This window comes from Thiocapsa sp., assembly GCF_035467215.1.
GTDB lineage: Bacteria > Pseudomonadota > Gammaproteobacteria > Chromatiales > Chromatiaceae > Thiocapsa.
In genome coordinates, this window is sequence record NZ_DATITZ010000135.1 from 1 (window position 1) to 6,771 (window position 6,771).

9 protein-coding genes are annotated in these 6,771 nt (G+C 63.7%); 1 reads left to right on the top strand and 8 read right to left on the bottom strand.

The genetic code is table 11. The annotated features are described in order from the left end of the window. Positions 1–29: 29 nt before the first annotated feature. The 8 genes from VLR48_RS07770 to VLR48_RS07805 form a co-directional block, all read right to left on the bottom strand. Positions 30–2,009, bottom strand: coding sequence for a DUF6079 family protein (locus VLR48_RS07770; RefSeq protein ID WP_325291234.1), 1,980 nt, complete (start codon positions 2,007–2,009; stop codon positions 30–32). Then, on the bottom strand, positions 2,006–2,524 hold the full coding sequence (gene brxF, locus VLR48_RS07775) for a BREX-3 system P-loop-containing protein BrxF (RefSeq protein WP_325291235.1): 519 nt from the start codon (positions 2,522–2,524) through the stop codon (positions 2,006–2,008). Before brxF ends, VLR48_RS07770 begins: the two co-directional genes overlap by 4 nt. Positions 2,525–2,871: 347 nt before the next feature. Continuing rightward, on the bottom strand, positions 2,872–3,207 hold the full coding sequence (locus VLR48_RS07780) for a hypothetical protein (protein ID WP_325291236.1): 336 nt from the start codon (positions 3,205–3,207) through the stop codon (positions 2,872–2,874). A 70-nt stretch (positions 3,208–3,277) separates the two neighbouring features. After that, positions 3,278–3,613, bottom strand: a complete 336-nt coding sequence (locus VLR48_RS07785) for a hypothetical protein (RefSeq protein ID WP_325291237.1) — start codon at positions 3,611–3,613, stop codon at positions 3,278–3,280. Positions 3,614–3,800: 187 nt separating this feature from the next. After that, positions 3,801–4,607: an HD domain-containing protein gene (locus tag VLR48_RS07790; RefSeq protein ID WP_325291238.1), complete on the bottom strand. Its 807-nt coding sequence runs from the start codon at positions 4,605–4,607 to the stop codon at positions 3,801–3,803. A gap of 68 nt (positions 4,608–4,675) precedes the next feature. Continuing rightward, positions 4,676–4,951 (bottom strand): hypothetical protein, encoded by a 276-nt coding sequence (locus VLR48_RS07795; RefSeq protein ID WP_325291239.1) that lies wholly within the window; start codon positions 4,949–4,951, stop codon positions 4,676–4,678. Then, positions 4,935–6,179: an Arm DNA-binding domain-containing protein gene (locus VLR48_RS07800; RefSeq protein WP_325291240.1), complete on the bottom strand. Its 1,245-nt coding sequence runs from the start codon at positions 6,177–6,179 to the stop codon at positions 4,935–4,937. The genes VLR48_RS07795 and VLR48_RS07800 overlap by 17 nt, the downstream gene beginning before the upstream one ends. Then, a complete protein-coding gene (locus tag VLR48_RS07805) occupies positions 6,172–6,411 on the bottom strand; it encodes a hypothetical protein (RefSeq protein WP_325291241.1) in 240 nt (79 codons plus the stop codon). The genes VLR48_RS07800 and VLR48_RS07805 overlap by 8 nt, the downstream gene beginning before the upstream one ends. Positions 6,412–6,562: 151 nt before the next feature. Between VLR48_RS07805 and VLR48_RS07810 the strand changes: the two genes are divergently transcribed. Then, a partial coding sequence (locus tag VLR48_RS07810; protein WP_325291242.1) for a helix-turn-helix transcriptional regulator occupies positions 6,563–6,771 on the top strand: 209 nt, incomplete at its 3' end.

Below are 6,771 nucleotides of genomic sequence, written 5' to 3' on the forward strand. Positions count from 1 at the left end.
CGGCTTCGCGTTCCTCAGGCTCCTCGCACTCATCCACCTGCCGACACTGCGCCACCGAGGTGATCAGTGCGGGAAAGCCGCGAGCATTCCGCGCGAAATAATTCGGGAATCGGCCGGTGAAATAAAGTGAGCGACAACACCAGCCAGCGTTGCAGCGTGCGCAGGTGCTCGAGGGCTTTGTCGTCGTAGGTCTTCTTGTTGCCGCCGGACGCGGCAAGCGCCTGTTCCCTGGCGCCGGCGTAGAGCCGGAGCGCACGGTCGAAATCCTCGTCGCGCTGGGTGAGTCGGAAGAAGACCTCGTCCGCCTTGCGCTCGTCCTTGAAGTAGGGTGGCTCGAACGGCTGGATGAAATACAGATAGAAATCGCGCGGCGGCTGCGCCGTGGAGCGTTCGTTCGGCGCGCCGAAGAAGAGGTAGCCGCTGCGTCCGGCCTGGCGCTCGCGCCATTCCAGCTCGTGCTCCCAGATGCGATACCCGGCGACATAGGCGGATGCCTCGGGGTCTTCGAGCACGACCCGCCGCAAGCCGTCGAAGTAGTAGCGGTCGAGCTGCGCATCGCTCAGGGTGTCGGCGCGCCGGGCGATCAGCGAGTCGAAGTCGATGTCTTTCTTGAGGTCGAGATAGTACTGGCCGTTCTCGCGATTGAACGAAAGGAACTGCCCGCTTACGGTCTTGAGGATCTCGCCCAGGACCGTCTCGACGGTGGTCTTGAGAAACTCGGCGTCGCGCTCCGGCAGCGGGAGCAGAAGGCACAGATCGTCGCGCAGCTCCTCGACGGTGGCACCGATGGGAGCAAAGATATCACTGGTCGTCAGCCGATGGACCGCCAGCGCGTGGATGATCCGCAGCGCCGCGGGCCGGTACTGGGGACGGGTGAAGGCTTGCTGAATCCGGGCTTCGAGGACATCGGCCTTCTCGATGACGTCGCGGATCTCGGGAATCGAGCGGAACGACGGATTGTCCTTGAGGTTCTGCCAGTAGTCGTCATAAGCGATGAGGCCGGGCTCGTCGGTCGGCACCGCATCGGCGAGCAGACGACGAATCGCGGCGCTCAGCGTCTTGAGCACCTCGCGTTTCTCCGCGACATAGACGCGCTCGAAGGTGTCGAGATAGGCCGGGTGGACCGGAAACAGGCGGACGAACTCGTCCATCCGCTCATTCATCGCGCCGTAGAGGGGCGCGAATGGCGTCAAATGCTCGCGCACCAGGGCCTGCTGTTTGGCGTCTTTCTTCAGGAGCCGTTCGGCGACGACGTGGGCGACGTCCTCACGGGCGATGCGCATCTGCTCGAAACGATCCTTGACGCGACGCAGACTGTCGGCGGCGAACTGAAAGCGCGGGTTGTCGAACAGGCTCTCCTGTACGCCGGCGATGAAACGGAAGCGTGAGCCTTTGCAGAATTCGCCGACGGCCCTGAGAAAATTCAGGTTGCGCATCAGCTCCTGCTCGTTGTTCGCGCGCAGATAGTCCAGCAGCTCGTCGAGGACGAAGAGCAGGCCCTGCTCGGGAAACCGGGTCGTGAATGCCGCCATCATGTCGCCAAACACGTCCTTGTGGTTCTTGATCGCCTCCTCGGGCGGAACATCGAAGTCGACCCCGTGCGCCGCGAGCTGATCCTGCAGGGTCTCCATAACGAACTGGCGCAACGGCATGGACGAGTTGATCTCGGCACGGATGACGATGAACCGTCCGGCGATTGCGGCAGCCTTCTCGGCGACCTTCGGGTGCGTGATCAGGTCTGCGAAGTCGCCATGCTCGGCGATGGCGGAGATCACGGCCTGCAGGTGCGATTTACCGGTCCCGTAGTTGCCGACGACCATGATGCCCTTGTTGTCGGCCGGGGTCTCGAACTGGAGTTGCGAGAAGACGACGTCGATGAGCTGCTCGCTCATGCGATCGGAGATGACAAAGGTCTCGACCAGGCGTCTCGCGCTGTCGACACGGTCGGCCTCGCGGAGCTGGACGACCGATTCGATCGGATCGAATTGGATGAGATCGCCGTAATTCATGCCGTGTTGTCCGTGGCTGTGGAGGTGATGCCGCTCGGCGTATCGCTCGCGGGCATCGAAATGATGCGCGCTTGCGGATCGTCGAAGCGGCGATACTCGGGATGATCGGGGCTGGCGTAGATGAGCGAGCGGCCGTCGTAGTCACCCCGCCAGGTCGCGACCAGTGTGCGGTTGCGCGAGAGGCTCTGCAGCAGACGCAACGGATCCTGTTGCAGATCAGGGTGAAAGAGCATCTCGATGTTGTCGAGCAGAACGACATCGCCGACCTGCTCGGCAAGGATGTCGTCCAGCATGCGGGCCACCCGCAGCGTGCGCTGACGGGCGGTCAGGTCGAGCAGTCGCTCGGCCAGGGCCAGGTTGAGGTTGACGATTGGCCAGCCATGCTTGGTCGCGAGATCGCGCAACGCGGTGGTCTTGCCGGTACGATGATGTCCGACGACGAGGATAAGCCGGTGGTAGAGCTGCGGTGCCTGCTTGACCTGCCGTTCGATGTCATGCAGATGCGGACTTGACATGGCTTGTTGCCTCCCTGGATCGCTTTTCCCGGCTTCAAAAGGCAAGTCGATGCCGCTTTAGGAAACGGTGTTCTTGCACCGATTTGCGCACCTGAGTGCCCAAAGCAGAACCCAAGCCATTCATCGCTGCCCCGGCAGAGGCATCAAAAGTGGATTCCGGAACGCCTTTTTCGGCAGGTCATTGACCTGACAACATCGCGGACCGATGGGGCGGTGGCTTTCGATCGGCGTAAGGGTATCACCGGGTAAGGCTCTCTTGCATGCCGTCGGCGATCCTTCCCGGCGATGCGAGGACATGCGGGATTTCTGCATCGAGCCGATGCGCTGACCGGATCGGCGATGTCGAATCAGTGCGTCGTCAACCGCGCCACCCGCGGCAAATCTTTGCGGTAGTCGAGGAAGTCCAGCACATGGGCGGTCACTTGGATCGTGAAGTCTTCCGCGCTGACCACGTCGGTCGGATCGACCGTGCGGTCGTGGGCCAGATCCGGTTCGACCATCTCCACCGTGACGTAGGCCAGGACGCCCTCGGCGATCAGGGTCGCCGCCTCGGCCTGCCAGTCCGGACGTTCCCGGTCAAGAAGGGCGCGGTGCTCCGAATCCAGTGTGCCGGTACGCAGGGCCACCCAACTACCCACCAGCAGGCGGATCAGATCCTCTTCGTTCGGGTCGTCGTCGATCATCGCAGGCAGGCTCCGCGGTTCAGGTCGTCCCCGCATTCTACCTTGGTGCAGGCCCGCGGCAGGATCTTGCTCAGGGTTCGCCGGATCGGCGCACCCGCACCAGATCGCCGCGGTAATCCACGAAGTCCATCATGTGCGCGCCGAGTCGTGCGGCGTATTCCTGCGGCGTCGGGGTGTCATGCGGATTGGCCCCCCGGTCGTGGGCCAGATCCGGCTCGACCATTTCAACCGTCACATAGGCGAGGAGTCCCTCGGCGATCAGTGTCGCCGCCGTGCATTGCCAGTGCGGATGCTCGCGATCCAGCAGGGCCTGTTGATCCTTCTCGAGGGTGCCGGCGTGCAGTGCCGCCCAGTTGTCGACGAAGATGCGGAGCAGATCCGGATCTGCGGGATCGTGTGTGGTCATGGGGAGTTCGGAATGAGTCGCGGGAGATGCCCGACAGTGTAGCCGCGGCGCGCGACGAGCGGCACCCGGGCGACGGACTCCAGACGCCGAAACACCGCCGAACGGCGGTGTCGATGGGGTACGGTTCGGCTGCGTGGCCCGCACCGCTGCGGAACGGTTGGACGGTTCCGCCGGCGCCCGACACAGACTACGGCATGGTCGTGAATGCCGAGGCATCGGCCGCACTGATGCGGTCGGCGGCATGCACCAATTCCAACGCCGCCAGCGCCGGCGAGGGGCGATCGCGTCGCGCCTCGGCGGTCAGGAGGTGACGCAGCAGGATCGCCCCTTCGGGCCAGGCGCCATCGAACCAAGCCAGATGCGCGGCCACGACCTCGAGCGTCAACGCCTCGTGGCGCACCTGCTGCCCGAGCACGGTACGGGTCATGTTGCCGGCGAGCGTGCGCACCTTGCCGATGTCGTGCAGCAGCGCAGCAACCGTGGCGAGGCCCTGCACCGACTCCCCCGCGGTCCAGCGAAACACCGCCCCGGCGACCTCGGCGCTGTGCACCAACAGGCCGCCTGAGAAGGCATGGTGATGGTTCAGACTGGCCGGGGCGATCAGAAAGGCCGGCCCGATCGCCGGATCGGTGAAGATGCGCCGTACCAGGTCGTAGAGCACGGGCGGGAGATCCCGGAGAATCGCCCGCAGGTGCTCGCGGGCCCAGCGGATGCGCTCCGCCGCATCCTCGACCTTGAGCTCCCGACACACCAGCTCCAAGCGCCCCGTGCGCCGACGGATTCGCCCTGCGGCATAGATCCACTCGCCCCGGCGCGGGACATGATACCCGCGGCACTCCTGCTCCCAGGCATACGCCTTCAACACGTCATGCCCGTCCCACAGCTCGCAGGACATGAAACGTCCCCCGTTGCGTGCTTGACCCGCGAAGGAACGACGCACCTGAAAGCGTGCTCCCAACCGTTGTCCGTCCTGCAACATCGCCAGTCCCGCCATTGCCGCCTCCGCTTCGTGATCGAACGCTGTGAACACCGCAGTCGGTGCCTGTCGTCTCGGCTCCCTCGTCATTCGTCCTCCCACGCCTGCAGCCGTCGCTCCAGCCGTTTGAGCAAGACCGGCAAGAGCACGCCCGCCACCTCTGCATCCAACTCCGCAACCTGAGCGCGTACCCACTCGATCAGGACTTCGCGGTTGTCACGGGCCTGCCCGGCACCGAGCACCCGGACCAAACCCGCGCCCTCGCTTACCCGACACGCATGCCCCAGCACCTCGGCGAGACGACACAGCTGCGCAGGGGGCAGCGACAGCCGATCGCCGCTGTCCTCAGCTCGCATCGGCATCGTCCACCTCCTGATTCCTCTGTTGCTCGGTCTCCGGCTCGGCGACCGCGCCGAAGCCATGGGCGGCCAACAGGCGGCTCATCGCCGAGCCGTCCTGTCGGGTGAGGTTCGGCACGAAGCGCGAGTAGGTGCGAAACAGCATCTCCGTGGTGGTGTGCCCCATCTGGTTCGCAATCCATTCGGGCGACTCCCCGGCGGCGAGCCAGAGCGTGGCCGCGGTGTGGCGGGTCTGGTAGGGGCGACGTTTCTTCAGACCCAGATGGCGCAGCAGCGGATACCAGATCCGGTTGGTGACGTTCTGGTGCTGTAGCGGCTCGCCGTTGCGCGAACAGAACACATAGGCCGAACGTCCGCCGGAGAGCTTCTCCTGCTCGCGCAGCGCCGCTTCCACCACAGGGGCGATGGCGATCTCGCGGCGCGATTCGGGCGTCTTGGTCTTCTCCCGATGACCGGCCACCAGGGTCTCGCGGATCAGGATCTGGCCGCGGGCGAAGTCGACGTACTGCCATTGCAGTCCGTTGATCTCGCTGGTGCGCATCCCGGTGAAGAACCGCACGGTGAAGTACGGGCGATAGTCCGCGCGCACCCGGGCGAGGATCAGCCGGACCTCTTCGAGGGTAAAGGGATGCACCTCGGTGCGCGGGACCTTCAGCGAGCGCACCCCCGTCATCGGATCGGCAAAGCCGAACCGCAGCGCGGCCTCGGCCAGAATCATCCGCAGCGGGTTGATGACATGGTTGACGCGGGAGGCCGAGAGTCGCCCGCCGCCCTGGCCGGGCTGCTTGGCCAACTCCGCACGAAAGGCCATCAGCGCCGCTTTGTCGATGGCGCCGACCCGCTGCTCCCCGAAGACCGGCAGCAGGTGCTTGTCCAGGCTGATGCGGATGGTCTCTCGATAGGAGCGGCGCCACTCGATCTCGCGCTCCCCGTACCAGGTTTCGGCGAAGTCGCGAAACAGGGGCGTTTCGACGCCGACCGCGACGATCGGTGTCGCGGCCGACGCGGCGGGCGCGTCGAATTGGGTGGCGGTTGGGCTGTTGGGGAAATAGCGTCGGTATTCGAAACAGCCGAGCGAGATTTCCGCTTCGATCTTCTCCAGGATTTTGCCGAGCTTCTTCCTGTTGGCCGGGGTGTCGGCCAACGCGGTTTGCTCGCGACACCGTATCCCCTTGAACCTGAAATCAAAGAACAAGGTGTTTGTCTCGGAGCGTGCGCGAACACTAGCCATTGCAGACACCTCCGTTTGCCATCGGTACGACGAAGCCGTTGTCTTTCGAGTACCTGCCGATATCCCGTTCGATGGCATCCCAAAGGTAGAGAATCTTGCGGCCGCCGAACGGACGGATGTAATGAATACCTTCCAACAGGACGGAGTCCTTGAGGCGGTCCCGAATCGTGCGAGCGTCATACTCGATGCGTGCAGCAAGTTCGTCCGTGGTCAGATAGGTCTGCTCGCTCATGGCTAGGTGCCTCCTCGGCTGAGTTGATCTACACTAGGTAAAGAGCATTTCTGGTAGCGCAATATGCTCTTCTGAAGATCATTATGGGCGAAAAAAGGCCCCTGTCAAGACAAAATGATCTTCTAAAGATCAAAATATTTAGGAGAAGATCATGCTGAAGGTCCACCTCTCGCGCCTGATGGGCGAGCGGAAGCTCAAAATCTCAGATGTGTCACGACTGACAGGTTCTAACCGAGGAACAATCACGAGGCTCTACCAAGAGACCGCGGTGCGGGTCGAGTTGGAGACCTTGGAGCAGCTTTGCCGCGTTCTGCAGTGCGGGGTGGGGGACTTGCTCGAGTACGTGCCGGAACCGGAAGG

Coding starts and splice junctions, on each gene's coding strand:
- VLR48_RS07785 (WP_325291237.1), bottom strand. CDS start 3,613: ATGACCACACACGATCCCGCAGATCCGGATCTGCTCCGCATCTTCGTC.
- VLR48_RS07805 (WP_325291241.1), bottom strand. CDS start 6,411: ATGAGCGAGCAGACCTATCTGACCACGGACGAACTTGCTGCACGCATC.
- VLR48_RS07770 (WP_325291234.1), bottom strand. CDS start 2,009: ATGAATTACGGCGATCTCATCCAATTCGATCCGATCGAATCGGTCGTC.
- VLR48_RS07780 (WP_325291236.1), bottom strand. CDS start 3,207: ATGATCGACGACGACCCGAACGAAGAGGATCTGATCCGCCTGCTGGTG.
- VLR48_RS07790 (WP_325291238.1), bottom strand. CDS start 4,607: ATGGCGGGACTGGCGATGTTGCAGGACGGACAACGGTTGGGAGCACGC.
- VLR48_RS07800 (WP_325291240.1), bottom strand. CDS start 6,179: ATGGCTAGTGTTCGCGCACGCTCCGAGACAAACACCTTGTTCTTTGAT.
- brxF (WP_325291235.1), bottom strand. CDS start 2,524: ATGTCAAGTCCGCATCTGCATGACATCGAACGGCAGGTCAAGCAGGCA.
- VLR48_RS07795 (WP_325291239.1), bottom strand. CDS start 4,951: ATGCCGATGCGAGCTGAGGACAGCGGCGATCGGCTGTCGCTGCCCCCT.